This is a genomic window from Marinobacter flavimaris (assembly GCF_045057155.1).
Classification (GTDB): Bacteria; Pseudomonadota; Gammaproteobacteria; order Pseudomonadales; family Oleiphilaceae; genus Marinobacter; species Marinobacter manganoxydans.
Map to the genome: position 1 here is coordinate 2,115,638 of NZ_CP171359.1, position 21,112 is coordinate 2,136,749.

The 21,112-nt window shown below is 55.2% G+C and carries 17 protein-coding genes; 13 read left to right on the forward strand and 4 right to left on the reverse strand.

Annotated elements, in window-relative coordinates; translation table 11 throughout:
• The first annotated feature begins 82 nt into the window (after positions 1–82).
• Positions 83–1,444: an MBL fold metallo-hydrolase gene (locus tag ACGK9W_RS09910; protein ID WP_405420737.1), complete on the forward strand. Its 1,362-nt coding sequence runs from the start codon at positions 83–85 to the stop codon at positions 1,442–1,444.
• Between the two features lie 27 nt (positions 1,445–1,471).
• Here the strand turns inward: ACGK9W_RS09910 and ACGK9W_RS09915 are convergent, their stop codons facing one another.
• The 3 genes from ACGK9W_RS09915 to ACGK9W_RS09925 all read right to left on the reverse strand — a co-directional run bounded on the left by ACGK9W_RS09915 (position 1,472) and on the right by ACGK9W_RS09925 (position 4,041).
• Positions 1,472–1,915, reverse strand: a complete 444-nt coding sequence (locus ACGK9W_RS09915) for a pilin (protein ID WP_405420740.1) — start codon at positions 1,913–1,915, stop codon at positions 1,472–1,474.
• Between the two features lie 63 nt (positions 1,916–1,978).
• Positions 1,979–3,475: an O-antigen ligase family protein gene (locus ACGK9W_RS09920; protein WP_405420743.1), complete on the reverse strand. Its 1,497-nt coding sequence runs from the start codon at positions 3,473–3,475 to the stop codon at positions 1,979–1,981.
• 92 nt (positions 3,476–3,567) lie between these two features.
• Positions 3,568–4,041 (reverse strand): pilin, encoded by a 474-nt coding sequence (locus ACGK9W_RS09925; protein WP_405420746.1) that lies wholly within the window; start codon positions 4,039–4,041, stop codon positions 3,568–3,570.
• A gap of 428 nt (positions 4,042–4,469) precedes the next feature.
• Here ACGK9W_RS09925 and pilB point away from each other — a divergent pair, with 428 nt between their 5' ends.
• The 12 genes from pilB to ACGK9W_RS09985 all read left to right on the forward strand — a co-directional run bounded on the left by pilB (position 4,470) and on the right by ACGK9W_RS09985 (position 18,360).
• Positions 4,470–6,185, forward strand: coding sequence for a type IV-A pilus assembly ATPase PilB (gene pilB / locus ACGK9W_RS09930; RefSeq protein WP_405420749.1), 1,716 nt, complete (start codon positions 4,470–4,472; stop codon positions 6,183–6,185).
• Between the two features lie 2 nt (positions 6,186–6,187).
• On the forward strand, positions 6,188–7,408 hold the full coding sequence (locus tag ACGK9W_RS09935) for a type II secretion system F family protein (RefSeq protein WP_405420751.1): 1,221 nt from the start codon (positions 6,188–6,190) through the stop codon (positions 7,406–7,408).
• Positions 7,409–7,474: 66 nt separating this feature from the next.
• Positions 7,475–8,350, forward strand: coding sequence for a prepilin peptidase (locus tag ACGK9W_RS09940; RefSeq protein ID WP_405420754.1), 876 nt, complete (start codon positions 7,475–7,477; stop codon positions 8,348–8,350).
• Entirely contained in the window at positions 8,351–8,950 is a 600-nt protein-coding gene (gene coaE / locus ACGK9W_RS09945; protein WP_405420757.1) for a dephospho-CoA kinase, read from the forward strand.
• Positions 8,943–10,037, forward strand: coding sequence for a hypothetical protein (locus tag ACGK9W_RS09950; protein ID WP_405421032.1), 1,095 nt, complete (start codon positions 8,943–8,945; stop codon positions 10,035–10,037). Before coaE ends, ACGK9W_RS09950 begins: the two co-directional genes overlap by 8 nt.
• Entirely contained in the window at positions 10,037–10,780 is a 744-nt protein-coding gene (gene tsaA / locus ACGK9W_RS09955) for a tRNA (N6-threonylcarbamoyladenosine(37)-N6)-methyltransferase TrmO (protein WP_405420760.1), read from the forward strand. The genes ACGK9W_RS09950 and tsaA overlap by 1 nt, the downstream gene beginning before the upstream one ends.
• 43 nt (positions 10,781–10,823) lie before the next feature.
• Positions 10,824–13,175, forward strand: a complete 2,352-nt coding sequence (locus tag ACGK9W_RS09960; protein WP_405420763.1) for a response regulator — start codon at positions 10,824–10,826, stop codon at positions 13,173–13,175.
• A 62-nt stretch (positions 13,176–13,237) separates the two neighbouring features.
• On the forward strand, positions 13,238–13,426 hold the full coding sequence (gene yacG / locus ACGK9W_RS09965; RefSeq protein ID WP_273018052.1) for a DNA gyrase inhibitor YacG: 189 nt from the start codon (positions 13,238–13,240) through the stop codon (positions 13,424–13,426).
• A 112-nt stretch (positions 13,427–13,538) separates the two neighbouring features.
• On the forward strand, positions 13,539–14,096 hold the full coding sequence (locus tag ACGK9W_RS09970; protein ID WP_092030965.1) for a YfaZ family outer membrane protein: 558 nt from the start codon (positions 13,539–13,541) through the stop codon (positions 14,094–14,096).
• Positions 14,097–14,233: 137 nt separating this feature from the next.
• Positions 14,234–16,408 carry a hypothetical protein gene (locus tag ACGK9W_RS09975; RefSeq protein WP_405420766.1) on the forward strand — a complete coding sequence of 725 codons (2,175 nt, stop codon included), beginning with the start codon at positions 14,234–14,236 and terminating at the stop codon, positions 16,406–16,408.
• Positions 16,409–16,497: 89 nt separating this feature from the next.
• Positions 16,498–17,433, forward strand: coding sequence for a glucosaminidase domain-containing protein (locus ACGK9W_RS09980; protein WP_405420769.1), 936 nt, complete (start codon positions 16,498–16,500; stop codon positions 17,431–17,433).
• 12 nt (positions 17,434–17,445) lie between these two features.
• The gene (locus ACGK9W_RS09985; RefSeq protein ID WP_405420771.1) at positions 17,446–18,360 is read left to right on the forward strand and encodes an acyltransferase; all 915 of its coding nucleotides are present in this window, start codon (positions 17,446–17,448) and stop codon (positions 18,358–18,360) included.
• On the opposite strand, the gene ACGK9W_RS09990 is transcribed toward ACGK9W_RS09985, so the two are convergent.
• Complete coding sequence (locus tag ACGK9W_RS09990) at positions 18,326–21,028, reverse strand: LuxR C-terminal-related transcriptional regulator (protein WP_405420774.1); 2,703 nt, start codon at positions 21,026–21,028, stop codon at positions 18,326–18,328. The genes ACGK9W_RS09985 and ACGK9W_RS09990 overlap by 35 nt on opposite strands.
• Between the last annotated feature and the right edge of the window lie 84 nt (positions 21,029–21,112).

The window sequence follows — 21,112 nt, forward strand, 5'->3', positions numbered from 1 at the left end:
AAGCTTATAATATCATCTATAAAAGAGGGGTCAGAAGAAAGCTTTCTTCTGACCCCGGCTTCACCAGAAAAAGGACTGCAACATGAAACTTCGCTTCCTTGGCGGCACAGGAACAGTCACCGGCTCCCGCTATCTGCTCTCGGATGACAAGCACCGGGTACTGATTGACTGCGGCATGTACCAGGGCGTGAAAACCCTGCGCCGACGCAACTGGGCGAAGTTTCCGGTGGACCCTTCCACCATTGATGCAGTGGTACTTACCCATGCCCATATTGACCATTCAGGTTACCTGCCAGCCCTCGTGAAAAACGGTTTTAAAGGCAAGGTCTACTGCACCAAGGCCACCCATGAACTGTGCAAGGTTCTTCTGCCGGATGCCGGCTTTCTGCAGGAGGAGGATGCCAAATATGCCTTCCGCAAAAAGTTCTCCAAGCACGAGAAGCCCGAGCCGCTGTTTACCGAGAAAGACGCCTGGGAAGCCCTCAAGCATTTTGAATCCCTGCACTACCATGAGAAGTTCGAGCCGGTAAAAGGGTTCCAGGTAACCTTTACCCCGGCAGGGCATATTCTGGGCTCTTCCTGTGTGCACGTTCATCACCAGGGCGCGGACAGAACGGTCGTGTTCAGTGGTGACGTTGGGCGGCAGAACGACGTCATCATGCGGCCACCGGAGCCTCTACAGAAAGCCGACGTGCTGGTGTGTGAATCGACCTACGGGGATCGTGCCCATGGCGAAACAGACCCGGAAGCGGAACTGGCCGAAATCATCACGAAGACGGCTGGACGCGGAGGCATTGTGCTTTTGCCAGCTTTTGCGGTTGGCCGGGCGCAAATGCTGCTGTATGTGATTCACAAGATAATGGGGGACGGCAAAATTCCCAAACTGCCTGTTTTTCTGAACAGTCCCATGGCAATTAAAGCTACGGAGATCTTCTGCAAACATTATAAAGAGCACAAGCTCAACGCCGCTCAGTGTAAACTGATTGATGAGAAAACCACGTTTGTTCGCAAGGTTGAAGAGTCCATTGAATTAGACGCCGTGCGTTATCCCTGCGTGATTATTTCTGCCAGTGGAATGGCCAGTGGTGGACGGGTGCTTCACCACCTGAAGACGTTGCTGCCCAATCCTCGTAACAGCATCGTTTTTGCTGGTTTCCAAGCACCGGGTACTCGCGGGGATGCATTGGTGAATGGTGCGGAATCGGTGAAAATTCATGGTGAGTACTGGCCGGTTAAGGCCGAGATTCATAATCTGGACTCGCTTTCTGCGCATGGGGATTATAACGAGATTTTGGCTTGGCTGGAGCAGGGTTCACTGAAGCCCGAGAAGGTTTACGTCACTCACGGGGAGATGGTTGCGAGTGACGTTATGCGGAAGCGGATTCGGGATCGATTTGGTTGGAATGTTGAGGTGCCGGAGTTGTTTGAGGAGGTGGAGGTTTAATCGGTACATGCTTAGATGTTTGTGGGTCTATTCGATAACACACCCATCAGGGACGTAACCGCTTCTCCAGGCGTCCGTGGGGATATTGGAAAGGATACACCGCCACTCGCCAAGCGGTGTTCTTGAATGCCGCAGAATTACGCCTGACAAAATCGGATGCACATCGCCCCCGAGGGTCACCTCTAGATGACCAGAACCGTCACCATTAACAGTGGCAATATTTTCAGACAAGCTTCCCGTGGTAAGCGTTGAAGGCGTGTAACCTAAAGTAAGATTATCTGAAGCTGACGGACGAGACACGGCCTCTTCAAAGTTAGCACGGTAATAGCCTAACTCGGCAACCGCTCTTTTCATTTGCGTTTCAATGACATACTTCTGATAGACCGGAAACGCTAGCGCCGCCAATATTGCAACAATAGCGACCACGATCATTAGCTCAACTAGGGTAAATCCGATTTCTTCATTTTTCATGCGTTTTCTCAACAGTTACCCTTTTCCATAAAGAGCTGCAAAATTCACACCAACCCAGTATAGTCATGGCAATCTCGGGAACAGGCCATGCAGCCAAAATCTCGCAGCAAACGGACTTCGCTCTTGTTCACGAAAGGTTTCGGCATCAAGCGACATTGCCTCATAAAACTCAATGAGACCGAACCAATAAAAACAAAGAACCAAGACAACCAAAACCGAAACGCTCAACCTTATAAAAAGGGAACAACGAGAGCTATTACTAGTTGCTGCGTCTGCCTTCCAATCCACTTCCGCTGCATGACATGACAAAACTCCAAGAACCTGAGAAAAAACAAAAAAGGCCAAAAAAAGTGATGAAGGCGATATGAAAACACCAGAAAAATTAGCATCCGTTATACCTGCAGCCCCTGACAAACAAAGGGCAACCAGCAGATGCTTTTGCCCAGTTTGTGAAGAATTCATAATCCTTCGAAAGGCCGATCTCAACCTACTCAATGTTAGCAAAATCGACCCAATCAGAATTGCCAGAAATAGCCAACCATACTCAGCAGCCCACAAAAGATACATGTTATGCGGCGACCCAATTGCGCCAAAGCGCTCGTAGCCCGCGGTTAATGGCTGATGAAACACCCAAGACATTGGGCCAAATCCGAGTGGGAAATTTTCAAGACTCATTTTTATAGCTTCCGCCCACAGGGAGAATCGCCCTGAATCAGAAAAACTCATCCCCCTCTGAATATCGCTGTCGGACCAGAGACCAGGCAGATAATGGGAGAGCAGAATCCAGAAAAAGAGGCCCAGCAAGGCCTGAATTATCAGCATTTTGATAACCGGGAAAGCAAAACCTCTGAAAACCAAGGAAACAAACATTGTGGCGACAACGATGCTGAAAATAGTCCCCCTAGAGGTTGTAAGTAAAGCGATCCACCACCAAAGCCCGGCACCGATCATCAGTAAGCTCAAAGGTAAACTAGATGAGAACCTTTTCGACAGCACTCCCGCCAAAGCAAATAGTGGCAGGATAAATGTTGCGATCTGGCTCCACAGCCTCATATTCTCAAAACCGAAAGGGATAACATCTGTTATGTTCGAGAAACCATCCAAAGCGGCAAAAACATATACATTTATATTCATCAAAGCATAAATAGACGAAATAAATAATAATCCCAGGAGCGATTCTTTAGTTGTGGCCCAGCCTCCAAAATTTCTGTAAGCGGAAGAACAAATAACAACCGCCGTTAAGAATAGCGAATATTGTAATGGCTCAATCCATATGTAAGGAGCAGGATGCGGAGGAAGAGCAGAAAGAAGTAGCAATAAAACAGGAAAAATAATTGGAATAAAATGGTAACGTAGAGAATTAAAGGCAGCCCCCCAATATACCCAACTAATCAAAAAATAGACTAGAACTGCACTCCATAAGCCGATAACAAAAAAACGCTGAGAGTCATAGCCACGAAATATATCAGGCAATAGATCCGAAAACATAGAAAAGCTGAAGAATATCAGCGTGATCATCAAAACAGTTTTGGCAGAGAAGCTCCTAGCCTCTGTCTTCATCGCTCTGCACTCAGACTAATTTTCAGATATAGAAAAACAGAAAGGGGCTTAAAGCCCCTTTCTGTCACGTTAACATCAGCTTCTTAACACTATTAGTTAGATGGCTGACATCCGTTGGGTGCATAGCTGTTTTTCCAGCCGCCTTGCCCGTCAGTTACACCCTCAATACGGCAGCTCCAAGCTCCATTATTGTCGCGTTCCCAAATAACTTGGGCAGAACTGACGGCTGCGCCTGCATCACCCATGGTTGCAGTCAAAACGACATTGGGCGGAGTACCTGTAATCCCAAAAGCGGAAACCAAATCTGAAGCGCCTGCGTTATAACCGATGTATCCAGCATCACCCGCAGTTGTGGACAGCGTTACGCCGCCACGGTTTACAAGCTCTTCTACTGCCGTGCGGACAGCAGAAACCTCGCCAACAACCCGGCTGACCTGGGAACGAGCAGTGTAATCCTGATACTGAGGGATAGCAATTGCCGCCAAAATACCGATAATCGCAACAACGATCATCAGTTCGATCAGGGTAAAACCCTTCTGAGCGTGATTGATTTGGATATTCTTCATTATCGACCTCTGTGTTTGTCGGTTAATAACTCTTACAGACCCGGGCCCGATGGAGCCGTGCCCCTTGGCCGGCGTTTTGAGCCTGCCAAGAACAATGCATCGGCTGTGCCAGGTTTGAATAATCAATTGAATTGCCAAAATCAATCATTTAAAACAAATACTTACCGGCACCACTTCATTCCCTGGAATTTACAATTGACCCTAGCAACGCATACCCGAGAACGTCAGTCGGTGACAAAATTTGTCAGTTTGGAATGCACGGACATGTGCTTTTTTGAAAAATGGGGTTATAAGAAGGCTTTCTTTTGACCCCGATGTAGGCCCGGCAATATGTGGCATGCTTTCCAAACGGGACCTGGCCATCTAAACTCTCTGGAATTGACAAATCACCGGTTTCAGCAACTTAGACGGCGTTCCTTACTGATTTTATGTCTACTAACAAGAGCAACATCACGCTTACAGGCCTCGCCAGGCGATTCGTGGATGACGGTCTGCTGGATGAGGCGACAGCAACAGAAGCCTTTATCCAGGCGTCCCAGAATCGGATCCCTCTGATTACTTATCTGACCCAGAACAGTCTGGCAGACAGTTCCAGACTCGCCTTTTCTGCGGCTATGGAATTTGGCGTCTCTGTTCTGGATTTGTCCGCGTTTCTTCCGGAAATGATGCCGGAGAAGGTGGTTGACGAGAAGCTGGTCCGCAAGCATAACGCTCTGCCTCTTTATAAGAGAGGAAATAGGCTGTTCATTGCCGTTTCCGATCCAACTAACATCCAGGCGCTGGATGAAATCAAGTTCAACACGGGTTTAAGCACCGATGCGGTCCTAGTAGATGATGCCAAACTTCGGGAGGCCATCGACAAATATCTGGAGTCCCAGGACACCACAATGGGTGATCTGGATGATTCCGATCTTGAGGGGGTTGAGACTGAAGGAGGTGAGCAAGAAGATGATGGCGCTGTTGTCGCCAGTGAGGTGGACGACGCGCCAATTGTAAAGTACGTGAATAAGATGCTTCTGGATGCGATTCGCGGCGGAGCCTCGGATATTCATTTCGAACCCTATGAGAAAGTCTATCGGGTCCGATACCGCACAGACGGAATACTAAAGGAAGTCTCGCGACCCTCCATAAAGCTGGCTCCGAAGATTTCCGCCCGGGTAAAGATCATGGCTCAGCTGGACATTTCTGAGCGGCGGGTACCTCAGGATGGCCGCATCAAGATGAAGCTGTCCAAAACCAAGGCGATCGATTTCCGGGTAAACACCCTGCCCACTCTTTGGGGTGAAAAGATCGTTTTGCGAATTCTTGATCCCAGTCAGGCCAAACTAGGCATTGATGTACTCGGTTATGAGGAAGATCAGAAACAGATGTACATGGATGCCCTGAAACAGCCACAGGGCATGATTTTGGTGACTGGACCGACTGGCTCAGGCAAAACGGTCTCTTTGTATACCGGGCTGAATATTCTGAATACCCCAGACATCAACATCTCCACTGCGGAAGACCCGGCGGAAATCAACCTGGAGGGCATTAACCAGGTAAACGTGAACAACCGTGTGGGGCTGGGCTTTGCCGAAGCCCTACGGGCATTCCTGCGCCAGGATCCCGATGTCATCATGGTCGGTGAGATACGGGACCTTGAAACGGCTAACATCGCTATCAAAGCGGCTCAGACTGGGCACCTGGTTCTTTCTACCCTTCACACGAACAGCGCTGCAGAAACCCTCACGCGGATGATGAACATGGGGGTGCCCTCGTTCAACATCGCTACCTCGGTAAGCCTGATTATTGCTCAGCGCCTAGGCCGGAGGCTGTGTAGCGCCTGCAAACAGCCCTTTGAAGTCCCAAAAGACGTGCTTTTGGAGGAAGGGTTCACACAGGAACAAATTGATACAGGGTTCACATTGTACCGCCCCAAGGGCTGTGATAAATGCAATGGAGGATATAAAGGCCGCGTCGGGATTTACGAAGTAGTGAAAATTACCGACGAACTGGCGAACATGATTATGGAAGAAGCCAGTTCCATCAAAATTGCAAAGCAGGCTCAGGCTGAAGGCTTCCGTAACTTGCGCCAGTCAGCTCTCATGAAAGTGATTGAGGGCGTGACCAGCCTTGAGGAAGCCAACCGCGTGACGAAGGATTAAGCATGGCAGAGAAAGCACAGAAGCTGGAATCGTACGTTTGGGAAGGGAAAGACAGAAAGGGGAACAAGTCCAAGGGCGAGCTGACGGGTTCGAACCTTGCACTTGTTAAGGCACAACTTCGGAAGCAAGGCATTATTCCGGATAAGGTCAAGAAAAAGCCAAAGCCGCTTTTTGGAGGCAGCAAGAAGGTCACGCCCTTCGATATTGCCATGCTGACTCGCCAGCTTGCCACCATGATGAAGGCGGGTGTACCTTTGGTTCAGAGCTTTGACATTGTTGCTGATGGCCTTGAGAACAAGGGGCTGCAGGAACTGGTTATGAGTATCCGTAATGATATTTCGTCGGGTACCAGTTTCGCAGGCGCATTGCGCAAACATCCAAAGTATTTTGATGATTTGTATTGCAACCTGGTGGATTCTGGTGAGAAAGCAGGTGCGCTTGAGGCAATGCTGGATCGCATTGCCACATATCTCGAGAAAACTGAGGTACTAAAGAAAAAAGTTAAAAAGGCAATGACCTACCCGATTGCCGTTATTGTGGTTGCGATCGTTGTAACTGCCATTCTCCTGGTCAAGGTAGTTCCACAATTTGAAAGCTTGTTTCAAGGCTTTGGTGCTGAGCTACCTGTCTTTACCCAGATGGTTGTAGGACTTTCTGAGTGGCTCCAAAGCTGGTGGTTCGTCGTATTGCTGGGGATTGTGGGTACCATTTTTCTATTCAAAGAAGCCAAACGTCGCTCGCAGAAGTTTTCAGATATCGTAGACAAATATGTATTGAAACTTCCAATCGTAGGCGAAATTCTTGATAAATCTGCCGTCGCGAAATTCGGTCGAGTGCTGTCCACCACTTTCGCTGCCGGTGTGCCCCTCGTAGATGCGCTCGACTCTGTAGCGGGCGCGACCGGTAATGCGGTTTACCGGGATGCTATCGATCGCATAAAGAACGACGTTGCCAGCGGTACCCAGTTACAAGCTTCAATGCGGCAACAGGATCTCTTTCCCGTGATGGCCGTCCAATTAACCGCTATTGGCGAGGAATCCGGTAACCTCGACGAGATGCTGGCCAAGGTGGCGGAGCATTACGAGGCAGTGGTGGACGACATGGTCGATAACCTGACAGCTCTGATGGAGCCGATGATCATGGCGGTTCTGGGTGTTCTGGTTGGTGGCCTGATCATTGCCATGTATCTGCCCATCTTCCAGATGGGTCAGGTTGTTGGTTAATCCCCTCTCCCCAACCCCTCTCCCGCAAGGGGAGAGGGGCTTTACTGCCGATAACTGAGCAATTTGATGTTAAGTCTCGAAACCTTTCTTGCCAATCCGTGGCTCCTTTATCTCACTGTCACCCTCGTATCCCTCTGCATCGGCAGTTTCCTGAATGTTGTCATTCTGAGGCTGCCGAAAATGATGCACCAGGACTGGCGCTGCCAGTGCGAGGAATTCCTGGAGCTGCCGGACAAGCAGCGAAAGCAGGAAGAACGGATTACGCTTTCCAAACCGGCTTCCACCTGCCCTTCCTGCGGCCATGGCATTCGGGCTTGGGAGAATATTCCGGTGGTCAGCTGGCTGATTCTTCGGGGCAAATGCGCTTCCTGCAAGGCACCGATCTCGCCCCGTTATCCGATCATTGAGGCCGTCACCGCGATTTTCTCGGTGGTGACCATTGCTGTCATTGGGCCGAATGAGTCTGCGCTTTGGGCGCTTTTGCTGGTTTGGGCTCTGGTTGCCCTGACAGTTATCGATTTTGACACTCAGCTTCTGCCGGATAGCATCACCCTGCCCCTGATGTGGCTGGGCCTTGTGCTGAACTATTTTGGTGTGCTGACGGACTTTAATAGTGCCTTTTGGGGTGCGGTGGCCGGGTATCTCTCGCTTTGGTCGGTTTATTGGCTGTTTAAGCTGGTTACCGGCAAGGAAGGCATGGGGCATGGTGACTTCAAGCTGCTCGCTGCGCTCGGTGCGTGGCTGGGATGGCAGTTGTTGCCGGCGGTGATTTTGCTCTCCTCGGTGGTTGGTGCGGTTCTGGGTATTAGTTTGATGGTGTTCAGGAAGCATGGGCGCGAGGTGCCTATTCCTTTCGGGCCTTACCTGGCGACGGCGGGGTTGATTTGTTTGTGGTTTGGGAGTGAGATTCAGGCGTTTTGGTTTGGGTTTTTAGGGGTTTAAATGGCAGTAATCGGCCTTACCGGCGGGATTGGTTCTGGTAAATCCACTGTGGCTCGCCTGTTCGGCGACCTTGGCGTGCACTGGGTGGATGCCGATGATGTTGCCCGGGAGGTGGTTGAGCCGGGGACGCCAGCACTGGCACAGATTGCGGAGCATTTTGGTGAGCAGATTCTCACTCCCGAGCGCGCTTTGGATCGGGCGCAGCTTCGCGCAATTGTCTTTCAGGAGCCGGAAGAGCGGGTTTGGCTGGAGGCGCTGTTGCATCCTATCATTCGGAAAGAGTTGATTCGGCAGTTAAATCCGGAAAACTACCAGCTTCCCTATGTGCTTCTGGTATCCCCTCTCCTCCTCGAGACCGATCAACACGAACTCGTTGACCGCATTATAGTGATCGACGTGCCCAAGGACGTTCAACTTGGTCGCACCATGACTCGGGATACCAACTCCCGAGAACAGGTTGAGCGAATCATTGCGGCTCAGATATCGCGTGAAGATCGGCTGGCGCGGGCGGATGAGGTGATTGATAATGACCGCCCTCTGGATGATGTAACGCGTCAGGTGCGGGAGCTGCATGAAAGGTTGCTGGTGGACTTTGGCTGACTGGTTTTTCCGCTCTCGTTTTGCAGGTCTTGCGGCTGCATTTTCTCTCACCCTCTCTACCCCAACCCACAGCATCGAGCCGGTGTTTGAGGTTCGGGAGCGCTCTGTGGCTGAGATTCTGTCTCCGGCACATCTCCCGATCGGTTTCTACACATTTGAGCCAGATGAATACTGGGCCGATCCGCGGGATTCCTACTGGCTCAAATTCAGCAACTGGGTGCTGCGGCAGGAGCGCCTTCACGGGCAGAAGATCCAGTCGGTTGGCCAGTGGGCAGACCGGACGCTCTCTGGCAGCGCCCAGAGCCTCCCCAATAATGAGAGCTATCTGCGGGTTGGCTTTGCTACGGAATCCGAATATGGAGACCCGGCACAGTTTGAGCCGGAGGCTCGATTTCGGCTGGACATTCCTACCACCCGTCGCAAACTGCGCCTGGTTATCGAAAGCGAGAGCGAAGACCTGATTCCTCTCGGGGAGCGCCAGCGGGACCGGCAGCTTACCGAGCCGGAACGCTCCGATACGGAAGCCACGGGTGCGCTGCGGTACCTGACACAAATTGGCGATGCCATCAATTTCTCCAACGATGTGGGTGTGCGCCTGCGGCTCCCTCCGGATGCCTTCTGGCGGGCAACGGCGGAGAAACGCTGGCGCCTGGACGACAAGTGGATCCTGAACGCTCAGCAGCGGTTCTATTATTTCCATCAGGACGGCTGGGGCGAGCGAACCTGGATTGGAGTTGGACGCCCGGTTGGCAACGACTGGTATTTCCGTTCGTCATCGGAACTGGAGTGGGTGCACAACGACAAGGAATTTGTGGCGGGCCAGATCTTCAGCATGCGTAAGCGCATGAATAACCGGCTGATCGTAACACCGAGGCTGGGCCTGCTGGGGGAAAGCAAACCTTCCTGGCGCACCACCTCCGCGTTCACAGATCTTACGTTTCGCTACCGGCTGCACAGCAACTGGCTATACGCGGAGCTGATTCCCGCCCTGGAATTCCCCCGTGAGGAAAGTTTCAAAGACCGGGCTTCTGTGGTGTTCCGGGTGGAGATGTTTTTCTCCGGTACTATCGAGGATGATCGTTTGTAATGCCAAGACACCCCTCAAAGCCAGCGGCCGAGGCCCTTACCCTTACGCCAGTTGCCGTCACACGCTCCTGCTTTCAGGACAAGTTCGGGGTGCCTCGTCAACCGGGGCTGACCCGTCATGCCCGGGCCGACCTGATCATCCAGCCACCGTTTGACCGGGAAGATGCGTTCCGGGGGCTGGAGACCGCCAGCCACCTGTGGCTGACCTTCCAGTTTCACGAAGCTGTACGCGCTGAATGGCGGCCGGTGGTGCGCCCTCCCCGGCTGGGCGGCAACCGCAAGATGGGGGTGTTTGCCAGCCGCTCACCGTTTCGACCCAACAGTCTCGGTCTGTCGGTGGTGCGCAATGAGGGGCTGATTCGCAGAGATGGCGAGCTCATACTCCGCATCAGCGATCATGACCTGATCGAAGGCACACCGATTCTCGATATCAAACCCTACCTGCCTTTCTCCGATTCCGTACCCGAGGCAAGCCTTGGATGGGCCGATTCGCCGCCAACGGAAAGGCTGGAGGTGGTTTTTCTGCCGGAAGCCGAGGCGCAGATCCGTCAACTTTCATCGGAAGACTATCCGGAACTGCGCCCACTGATCGAGGATGTGGTCGCATACGATCCACGTCCCTCCTTTCGCAGAGGGCGGGAGGAAGAGCGCATTTACGGTGCGCATCTGTACGATCTGAACGTGCGATTTCGATTCGTGAATGATCATTCACGGAAACGTGTCGAAGTGCTGACGGTCTGTTAAACTCATTTTGGTGATTTTGTAGTCGACACAGGGAATATGTGCCTTGCCTTCAAAGCGGCTCTTCAAACGATTGGGAATACGGCCATTGGCGGCACGGTTGCTCGCCTACGTATTGCTGTTCAGCGTGTTTCTGTCTCTGGTGGCCACCGGCGTTCAGCTGATTGGTGAATTCGAGCGGCGTAAGAGTGATCTACTGAACGATCAGACCCGAGCCGCCGAGCTGGTTTCCGGGAGTATGAGCAACAACATCTGGCTGATGAATTTCAGTGAGGTGGCCAACAGCCTGGATGATATGAAGGCGGTACCCGCTGTCCAATACGGCCGGGTGGTGACCAGCACTGGTGAAACATTCAGTACCGGCACCTACCCGGAAGGCCGGGTGCTTTCCCAGACTTTCCCCCTTGTGTTCGACCGTTCCAGTACCCGCAGCCCGGAGAACGTGGGTACACTGACGGTTACCTCCTCCATCGACCAGATATACACAGATCTGCGCAACCGTGCCCTGCTGAACCTGCTGTTCCAGTCCATCGTGGTTATGCTGGGCACCCTGGGGCTACTGATAATCGTTCGTCTGACGCTATCCCGGCACCTGGAAGCCATGGCCGATTACGCCGCCCGCCTGAACCTGGACGCGCTGGTGGACCCGCTGAAACTCAAACGCAAACCCCGGAAAACGCCGGACGAGCTTTCGGAGCTGGAGCAGGCCCTGAACAAGATGCGCCTGCAGATCCTCGAGGACACCCGCTCCCTGCGCCAGACCACGATTCAGTCCCAGGGTGAGCGGGACGAGGCGGTGCGGGCCAACCACGCGAAGAATCAGTTCCTGGCCAATGTCAGTCACGAACTGCGCATTCCGCTGCAATCCGTGCTGGGCTACGCCAATCTCCTGACGGATACGCCTCTGGATCAGGAGCAGCGAGAGTATGTGCAGACGCTGCTGAATGCCTCGGAGAGCCTCTCTGCCATCATCAACGATCTGCTGGATATCTCCAGCATGGAAGCCGGCAAGCTGGTACTGGATGACATTCCCTTCGATCTTCGGGAAACCCTCAATGATCTGGTGCACATGCTCGGCGCCCGCGCCCGGGAGAAGGGGCTGGCACTGGAGCTTCGGATTGACGAGAACCTGCCCTGGGCCCTGAAGGGCGACCCGGTGCGAATTCGCCAGATCCTGCTGAACCTCACCTCCAACGCCATCAAGTTTACCGATTCCGGCCATGTGCTGATCAGCATCGAGATGCTTGGCCGCCGGGACGACAAGGCACGCCTTCGCATTGCCGTGGAAGATACCGGCGTAGGGATCAACCCGGAAGATGTTCCCCTGATTTATGAGCCCTACGTGCAGCTGGGCCAGCAGTTCCAGCGCCAGTTACCGGGTGCCGGCCTGGGCCTGACCATTTGCCGCCAGTTGGTCGGCCTGATGGACGGCTCCATGGATCTGGAAAGCCGGCCCGGCGAGGGCTCTACCTTCTGGATGGAACTGACCCTGCCCGTGGCCCCGGAGAACGCCGCCCGGGTTCGGCCGGATACCCGGATGGTGAAAAACCGCCGGATTCTGGTGGTGGATTCCTACGAGCTGTCCCGCAAGATCACCCTGGAGATGCTGTCCCGCCACGAGGTGCACATTGAGGCGGTGAAATCCGCCGGCGAGGCGCTGACGTCCCTGCGCACCGCGTTTGATGGCCAGCAGCCGTTCGACGCCATCATCCTGGATGGGTTTGTACCGGATATGGACAGCGACCTGCTGTGCCGGCAGATTCGCAGCAATCCGTTGTGGTCCGATATGCGCCTGCTGATTCTGTCATCCAACCCGCAACGGGGCGACGCCGAACATTTCCGGCAGGCAGGTGCCGATGCCTTCCTGAGCAAATCGCTGCGTGAATCCTGCCTGACGCCAATTCTGAACCAGTTGTTTGCCGATGCCGCCAAACAGGAACGGCGTTTCCTGACCCGGTTTTCCCTGCAGGCGGTTACCGATACCGCCAGGCGCCGGGAACTTCCCTGTGGCCGGATGAAGGTGTTGCTGGTGGAAGACAACCCGGTCAACCGTACCCTGACCCGCCGCCTGCTGGAGAAACTCGGTTGTGACGTGATGACCGCCAACGATGGCGAGGCTGCCGCCAGCCTGTGGCAATGGCATCCCTTCGACCTGGTGTTCATGGACTGTGTGATGCCCCGCGTGGACGGTTTCGAAGCCACCCGACGCCTGCGGGAGTGGGAAAAAACCCACAACCGCGCGCCCATCCCCGTGGTCGCTCTGACCGCCAGTGCCATGGAAGAAGACGAGGAACGCTGCCGCCGGTGCGGGATGGATTCTTTTGTTGCCAAGCCTGTCAATATTGAAATGTTGCGGGCAGTACTGGAACAATATTGTCAGGCGTCTGCTGCCTCCTGAAAGCTGTTTTCTAAAATCAGGGCACAGACATCCAGACACGTTTCCACTACCCGAAGGCAACCATGAACGTTGAATGCCCAACCTGTAAAAAGTCCGTGGAATGGACCGAGACCAACCCTTGGCGCCCTTTCTGTTCCGAGCGCTGCAAACTGATCGATCTGGGGGCCTGGGCCAACGAGGAATACCGGGTACCCGCAGAGAACGCTTCACCGGAAGATCTGGACCAGGGCGGCGATACCACCCGGCACTGACCTGCGAAAAATGAAAGTTAACGGGGACTTACCGGCATTTAAGTTGAGTGGCCCGGAACACCCCGTTAACATACCGGCAATTCTGCTAAAAACGTAACGAAGGTGCACATATATGAAAGCGTCCCGGATTTCCCTGATGATTCTCTCACTGGCTGCCGCGCCTGCCTTTGCAGGGGATGTCGACCTCAGCCTCACCAACGATTCGGTGAAGGGCCAGGTAAATTTCTTCGGCACCAACAACGACCTCCAGCTTGGCACCGGTTACACCTACCGCGAAGGTGGCCGCGATATTTTCAACGTTGATTTCCATGCCCAGGGCCGCACGGCAATCGGCAACCTGCCCACCACAGCCGGCATCGGCATGAGGGGTATCTATTGGGATCAAAGCCGCGCCGATGGCGGTGCTGTCGGTCTTGGCGGTTTTGCGACCGTCAATATCCCGGATGTCCCTGGCCTGTCGTTCACCGGTGGCCTGCACTACGCCCCCAGCATTCTCTCGTTTGGCGATTCCGATGATATGACCAGCCTTGAGCTGCGTGGTAGCTATCGGGTTATCCGCAACGCCGAGATTTTCGCCGGCTATCGCTATCTGAACACCGATATCGAGAACTCCTCACGAGACGTCAATCTCGATGAAGGCGTTATGGCGGGCATGAAGATTTTCTTCTGATTCCTGCCTTTTCTGAAACGGGCCCGGTGGGGCCCGTTTCGTGTTCCCTCCATAACCCTTTCGTGCTTTTCCTCACGCTTTCCCGAGAATCCCACTGTTAGACTGTTTGCCTGTATTCTCTGCACGGATAGCCAGGCATGCGATTCTCTCTCGGTTTACTGCTCTCCTCGACTCTATTACTTACCGCCGGATGTGGTGGCGGTGACGATGCCATTGAGGGGGCGGCCAGTCAGCCCAATGACTTCGCAGGCAACAAGAACCCGGTGGACGATTTCAGCTCCGGCAGCACCGGCGATTCCACCAACACCGGGGGCCTCGCCAGCAACGAAGTCCGGGTAACCATGGAGGTACCAGGTGGTGTCACCAGCGAGGGCGAGCCGACCCGGCGTAACCTGAGAATCGTACAGCCGGACAGGGTGAGTGTTTACTACACCAATCAGGCCCTGTCGGTGCTTGATGAACCCGCGATTTCCACGCGCACCGACAGCGAAGGCTTCACCATTATCGAATTCACCAACGGCCTGCCCCTGGGTCCGGATGTGATTATCGATGCCAGTTACGGCAACACCCGCATGCGTGCCCTGGCCGCCGATGCTGACCGGGATGTGAAGGTGAACCCCTTCTCCGAGTATCTGGTGCGTAATACCCTCAGCAGCTACACGGCAGGCGAGTTCCAGACCATTATGGATTGCGTTGCCGATGAGGGTGGCGAGCTGTGCCTGAACAAGTACGTGTGGTCTACCCTGGCCGACCAGGTGCACGACTTTGAAATTGATATCCCCGCCAATGTTGGCCTCGGCGGTGCCCTGGATGTTCTGGAGAATCGGGGAGACTTTGCCCGGTACGTCAGCGCCATGGCCGACTACGCGGTGCTGGACGAGAGCTCATCGGGCAAGATCAGCGCCAGTTCCGCGGACTACAATTCGGTATTCCTGGGCATTGAGCTGGGGCAGACGTTTCTGGAGCCTTCTTTGAGTCGATCCGGCCAATGGGGTGTTCGTACCGCACAGGAAGAGGTGCTGACGGATGAGAACGGCACCGGCTATGTTTACCCGGCCCTGACGCTCACCAGTTTCGATGCGTTCAATATCCGCGTTACGTCTCTGGCCAACGATATTCCCTATGATCGGGAGGCCCTGATTCATCAGGACGGGAACAATTTCTTTGTGCGGGGATCGGATCGGTGGGATCGGAACACCCACTCATCCTCTCCCGGGGCCGCCACCCTGCTGGAAGATACCCGTTTGCTGGCCGGCCGGGCCCTGTACCAGAGCATTACCGGCCGGGGCAGTTCGAAAATCATTGGCTGGACTCGCAATCCCTACTACCTGGATGCCTTCACCAGCGCTCCCGTGGATGAAACCACGGGCCCGGACCGGGTGATCAGCGGCTATTTCAGTGCGGGCAAGGCTATCGAGCTAGAGGCTGATGGGGATTCGTTGTTGCGGCTGGGCACTCTGGAAGACCAGTATCTGTCGGTTCTTGAAATCAACCTGCTTCGAAAGGAAGATTTCGACGCGGACACCCTGAACGGCCGCGAATACAACATGCTGTACCTGGGAACCCGGTTCAGCGATGAGACACCACCCATGGCCATTGAAGCAGGCGTTGGCCAGTGGCAGATTAATGGCGGCACGGTGAGCCAATCCCAGAGCTATACAACGGTGCAGCGCGGTAACTCAGGCACTGTCACTACTGATTCCACCGGCACCCGAACGGAATCCTGGGCCCTGAGCAACCGGACGGCCCGGCTCAGCAAAGGCGATGTGGATATCGGCCGGCTGAACCTGGACATTACCACCGCCTCCGGTGATTTCCAGCAGCCGGATATCGGCATCGGTGCCAGCACGCCGGACGGCAGCCTGATGGCGTTCAATCTGGATGACAGCCCACTGGGAGACGGCATCCTGATTGCGGCCGAGCAAACCGCCAACACCGCACCGGCCACGGGCCAGTTCCGGCTTCAGGGTGTAGCCCTGGCATTGGCGCCAGACACAAACCGTCTCCGGCATTTTGACAATGCACTGCTGACCATTGATTCCCCTAGTGCCGCGACGCTGTCCCCGGTCGCATTGACCAGTACCCATTCGGTCGACAACGAAACCGTGACGAAACCCGCTCTTGAGAACCTGCCGGACATTGCCCTGACCTATAACAGCCAGGCCGGCGATGGCCAGGTGCAGTTCAGTGCCGGCAACCTTGTGCTGGAGGGCTTCCACACCGCCAGCCAGGACCAGTTTTACCTGCGTATGCGAACCACCGAGGGCAATGAGGAACAGATCGGCCTGGTGATGGCGACACGCCTGCCCTGACCGCAGCTGCACACGACGAAACCCAAGAGGCAGACGCTCTCGTATAACCTGTTATAATTGTTGCTGTATCGACTTTAACGAGAGGTTTTATGTCTGCGGGTAAACGGGCGGTCATGCTGATGGTTCCCTTGATTGCGTTTGCGATCGGGGGCGGTTTCTATACACCACAGGCGAGTGTTGACCAGGGCGATTCTGCTAACTCGGGCTCCGAGCCTGCCCTTTCCTCCCTGCCGCCTCTGCCGACCTGGGCCAATGACGATCTGCCGGATTTCTCTCAGTACCAGGACACCACCGAGAAAAAAGCCGCGTTCTTTTCGTTTCTGTACCCGAGAATTGTTCTGGCCAATTCCCGGATTCTGATCGAGCGCGACTACCTGGACAGCCTGGCCAACAAGGAAAGCCTGACCAGCAAGGAATACAACTGGCTGGCGCAGCAGTCGGAGCGGTTACGAGTGGATGCCGAGCCCGGCAGCGACGAGCAATTTGCCCTGCTACGCAAGCGCCTGGACGTGATTCCTCCGTCCCTGATCCTGGCCCAGGCAGCCAACGAATCTGCCTGGGGCACCTCCCGCTTTGCCATCAAGGGCAACAACCTGTTCGGCCAGTGGTGCTTTTCCAAGGGCTGCGGCCTGGTTCCCCTCGGTCGTGCCGAGGGCGCCAGCCATGAAGTGGCGAAGTTCTCTTCGCCCTACCGGTCGGTTCGGGCCTACATCCAGAACCTGAACCGCCACCCCACCTACCAGTTGCTGAGGGACGTTCGGCTGAAAGATCGCCGTAACAATGCGGCACTATCCGGACTGGAACTCGCGGAAGGCCTGCTCGGCTATTCCGAACGCGGCGAGGAATATATTGAAGAAATCCGGGCCATGATTCATTACAACAACCTGGAATTCTACGACGACGATTTCCGAAGCGTGGTCCGGGATATCGAACCCAGCCGCCTTGAGCAACTGGCCTCAACGAAAGCGGAAGCCGGGTTGTTACCACGCCAATCCTCACTGAACACCAACCCGGCTGAAGGCTAGAGACTCGACCACATGCTCTATTTTCTCCCTGCGCCGCTGAAGGGGACTTTGGCGGCCCTGGCCATCCTGTGTAATACCCTCGTGCTATTTCCCGTTCTTCTGGTGTTCGCGCTGCTTAAACTCGTGCTACCGATTACCTCCGTGCGCAAGGGCTGCACGGTGATCCTGAACAACATCGCGTGGGTGTGGATCGGCTTTAACAACCTGCTGATGGATTTTCTTCACAAAGTCGACTGGGACGTTCGCGGGGTAGAGAACCTCAGCCGGGAGCACTGGTATTTTGTCACTTGCAACCATCAGAGCTGGGCCGATATACCGGCCATTCAGTATGTGCTCAACAGTCGGATTCCGCTGCTGAAGTTCTTCCTGAAAAGACAGCTGATCTGGGTCCCGTTTCTGGGGGTTGCTTGGTGGGCGCTGGATTTTCCCTTTATGCACCGCCATACCAAGGAACAGATCGCCAAACGCCCTGAGCTGAAAGGCAAGGACGTGGCCGCCACCCAGGCTGCCTGCGAGAAGTTCCGCTATACGCCGGTCACCATCTTTAACTTCATGGAAGGCACCCGGTTTACGCCGGAGAAGCATGACCGACAGAACTCACCCTATAAGCACCTTTTGAAGCCGAGGGCGGGTGGTACCGCGTTCGTGCTTGGCGCCATGGGCGAGATGATTCATACCATGCTGGATGTCACCATCGTCTATCCAGACGGCCGTGCCGGCTTCTGGGATTACCTGTGCGGGCGGATCCGCAGGATCATTATTGAGGTGCGGACGCGGGAGATCCCCCGGGAATTCCTGGGCATGGATTACGAGAATAACCGGGAAACCCGGATCGCGTTTCAGCGTTGGGTGAGCGATATCTGGGCCGAGAAGGATGCCCGGATCGATGAGCTTAAAGCAGCCCCAGCTCCCGGGCCCGGACAATAGCCTGAGTCCGGGATTTCACTTCCAGCTTGGCGTTGATTCGGCGGGCGTGGGTTTTCACCGTGTGCAGGGATATGTGCAGCTTGTCGGCAATTTCCTGGTTCGACAGCCCTTTGGCAATCAGTTCAAGCACGCCCTGCTCCCGCTCACTGATCGGTTCGGCCAGTGTGTCGGCGCCTGATACGCTGGCCTGCAACTCGAACAGCTCACCGAGCGCCTCCTTGAAAGCATTCTCAGGCAACTGACCAAAACCTTTACCCATCAGCTCCTGCAACTCACCACGCAGCTCCCGGAAGGGACTGATGAAATGCTCGGCAGCTGCTTCGGCAACGACTGCCGACAATATTTTCAGGGCAACCACTGCCCCTTTTTCATCCAGAACGATCACCGCTTCCAGCAGGCGCATGTGCAGCTCAACTCCCCAGGGAATGGCACCCTCGTAACGCTCACGGATACCCTGAAGCGTTTCCCGCGCCTTTATCAGGTCACCACGGGCCAGGTCGACCCGCACCTGCAGGCAATCCAGCAGACCCGGCATCATCGGGAACAGCTCTGGCACACAACCGGCTTCCCGATAGGGAGCCAGCTTACGGACCGCCTGATCCGCGCTGTCGATCTGGTTCTGGGACAGCCAGCAATTCGCTTTAAGCGCCTCCAGTACGGGTACAAACAGTGACTCGTCAACCTGCCAGGAATGCATGGTGCGTTCTGCCCGCCCGATCCAGACGAAGGCGTCGTCGAGCCGGCCTTGCCCACGGCACATCAGCACACGGATGGTCATCGCCAGCAACAGCCCCAGATCCCGGGTCTGTTCCGCGTGGCGGCCACAGGTAACGAGCAAACGGTCCGCCTCGGCTTCCCGGCCCTGATGCCAGAGCACCAGCACCAGGTTCAGCTGCAGACGGGTCTCGCCGATACGAGCAGGACGAGCCAGCTCCTGCATGGCAGTGTCGAGGCCAGTGCGCAACAACTGCTCGGCGTGTTTGAGAGCGCCTTTGCCAAGTTCGATGCGGGCATGGGCGTAAACCGCCAGGGCTTCCGAGCCGGAATCGCCGGCTTCCCGGGCCAACCTCGACGCCGCGCGGTTGGCTTCCCGCGCTTCCTGGAACCGACCTGCTGCGCACAGGGCACTGGAACGCACCATCTGGGTGACCAGTTGGCCCTGGGTACTGAGCTCACCTTCGGCCAGGGCCCGATCCGCCATTTCCAGGGCCGGGCCAACACTGCCCTCGCCTCGCAGAATAAACGCTCTCAGAGCACAGATGCGTGCAGCCTGTTCTTTTTGGTCAGCCTCAGCCAGACCGTCAATCAGGGCCCGGGCCTGGCGGAACTGGCCGCCAATCGCATGAACCCAGCTGTAGACAATCCTGAGCCTCACGCTCCGCTCCAGTAGCTGTGCCGGCAGGCTCTTGCGAAGTCGCAGAAGCGAAGCAGTATCCTGCCCCAACAGCAGAGCCTCTGACCCTTCCGAGGCAATCCGAATGACCTCCTCCGCATCACCAGCCAGCAAGGCGTACTTGAGCGCTTCCGGGAATTGATCACGCACGCCAAACCACCGACTTGCCTGCAGCATTCGCTCCGGATAACCGGCCATGACCGGCGACTTCAGCCATTCCTGCAACAAGGGATTAATACGATACCAACGGCCACGGCCCGGCATGGGCTTCAGCGGGAGCCCCCTTTCAACAGCCTGGGAGGGAACGAAACCGGTTTCTGGCAGGAGCGGCTCAAGCGCCAGGAACAGTTCATCGGAACACAGCTCAAGCTCGGCAATGCCGCGCATGCAGCGTATCTGGCCCGGTGTAAGATTGCCAAGAACCGATTCCTTCAGGAACCGCTCAACGCTTGGTGTTTCCTGAATCGGTTTCCGGTCAACATTCTGGAGAACCTCTCGGCGATACAGCGCTAACGGCGTCGCCCAGCCCTCAGTCATATAATAAAGATTATCGACAGCAACACTGGTGAGTTCGCTATTTGCCGTCGCAGGCCGGAAAAACTCGAAGGTTTCGGAACGAGAGAACTCAAGCGCTTCGGGCCCTATGCGGGTGAACCGGTTTTCCAGCTCAAGGCTGTGTGTTTCGAAAGGCAGTGCCTTGCGCGAAATCAGAACAATGGAGGAGCCAGCCGGAAAGTCCATAATCAGTTGGTGGAGCAGGTCCACAACGGCGGGGTTGCTGAGATGCTGAAGGTTGTCCAGCACCAGAACCCGTGGCTGACTGTCACCGGTGCGGGCCAGCGCTACCTGCATCATCGACAGTGTATCGGAAAAGGTGGCGCCACTCTGAATCCCCTGTTCGGGGGTTTCGGGCAGATCCAGGGCAATGGCAAGCAGTGTCAGGAAGCGGGACGGTGCATTGTCCTGGGAGTTCAGGGCAACCCAGCGAACCTGATCGGTAGCCATTTCTGCGCCACCAAGCGCACTGACCACGGCGTGAGATTTGCCATAGCCACAGGGCGCTTCCACAAACAGAACGCTTCTGGAAGTCAGTGCTTCAGAAATCTTGCCATTGAGTCTTGGCCGGGCCAGGGAATCGGACGGAACCGGGGGAATCTGAACCCGTTGCCTGAGCAGGTCTCTGACCAGCTCGCCTCTTTGAAGACCACTATTCGCCGACTGAAATTCATCGTTGGCTGCACAGCCATCATTGAATGGTTTCACGCACTGCCCCATTTAACTCCGGCCTGAACTGCCTTGCACCGCCGGAAAAGTGGATCTTGCACTGACTTTTTATTGACGACCTTTACCGGGTACGCC

What these genes read in the sequence shown, in the direction of transcription:
- ACGK9W_RS09935 (WP_405420751.1), top strand. Translation starts at nt 6,188, where the DNA reads ATGGCAGAGAAAGCACAGAAGCTGGAATCGTACGTTTGGGAAGGGAAA.
- pilB (WP_405420749.1), top strand. Translation starts at nt 4,470, where the DNA reads ATGTCTACTAACAAGAGCAACATCACGCTTACAGGCCTCGCCAGGCGA.
- yacG (WP_273018052.1), top strand. Translation starts at nt 13,238, where the DNA reads ATGAACGTTGAATGCCCAACCTGTAAAAAGTCCGTGGAATGGACCGAG.
- ACGK9W_RS09915 (WP_405420740.1), bottom strand. Translation starts at nt 1,915, where the DNA reads ATGAAAAATGAAGAAATCGGATTTACCCTAGTTGAGCTAATGATCGTG.
- ACGK9W_RS09925 (WP_405420746.1), bottom strand. Translation starts at nt 4,041, where the DNA reads ATGAAGAATATCCAAATCAATCACGCTCAGAAGGGTTTTACCCTGATC.
- ACGK9W_RS09980 (WP_405420769.1), top strand. Translation starts at nt 16,498, where the DNA reads ATGTCTGCGGGTAAACGGGCGGTCATGCTGATGGTTCCCTTGATTGCG.
- ACGK9W_RS09990 (WP_405420774.1), bottom strand. Translation starts at nt 21,028, where the DNA reads ATGGGGCAGTGCGTGAAACCATTCAATGATGGCTGTGCAGCCAACGAT.
- ACGK9W_RS09985 (WP_405420771.1), top strand. Translation starts at nt 17,446, where the DNA reads ATGCTCTATTTTCTCCCTGCGCCGCTGAAGGGGACTTTGGCGGCCCTG.
- ACGK9W_RS09940 (WP_405420754.1), top strand. Translation starts at nt 7,475, where the DNA reads ATGTTAAGTCTCGAAACCTTTCTTGCCAATCCGTGGCTCCTTTATCTC.
- ACGK9W_RS09975 (WP_405420766.1), top strand. Translation starts at nt 14,234, where the DNA reads ATGCGATTCTCTCTCGGTTTACTGCTCTCCTCGACTCTATTACTTACC.
- tsaA (WP_405420760.1), top strand. Translation starts at nt 10,037, where the DNA reads ATGCCAAGACACCCCTCAAAGCCAGCGGCCGAGGCCCTTACCCTTACG.
- ACGK9W_RS09920 (WP_405420743.1), bottom strand. Translation starts at nt 3,475, where the DNA reads ATGAAGACAGAGGCTAGGAGCTTCTCTGCCAAAACTGTTTTGATGATC.
- coaE (WP_405420757.1), top strand. Translation starts at nt 8,351, where the DNA reads ATGGCAGTAATCGGCCTTACCGGCGGGATTGGTTCTGGTAAATCCACT.
- ACGK9W_RS09910 (WP_405420737.1), top strand. Translation starts at nt 83, where the DNA reads ATGAAACTTCGCTTCCTTGGCGGCACAGGAACAGTCACCGGCTCCCGC.
- ACGK9W_RS09970 (WP_092030965.1), top strand. Translation starts at nt 13,539, where the DNA reads ATGAAAGCGTCCCGGATTTCCCTGATGATTCTCTCACTGGCTGCCGCG.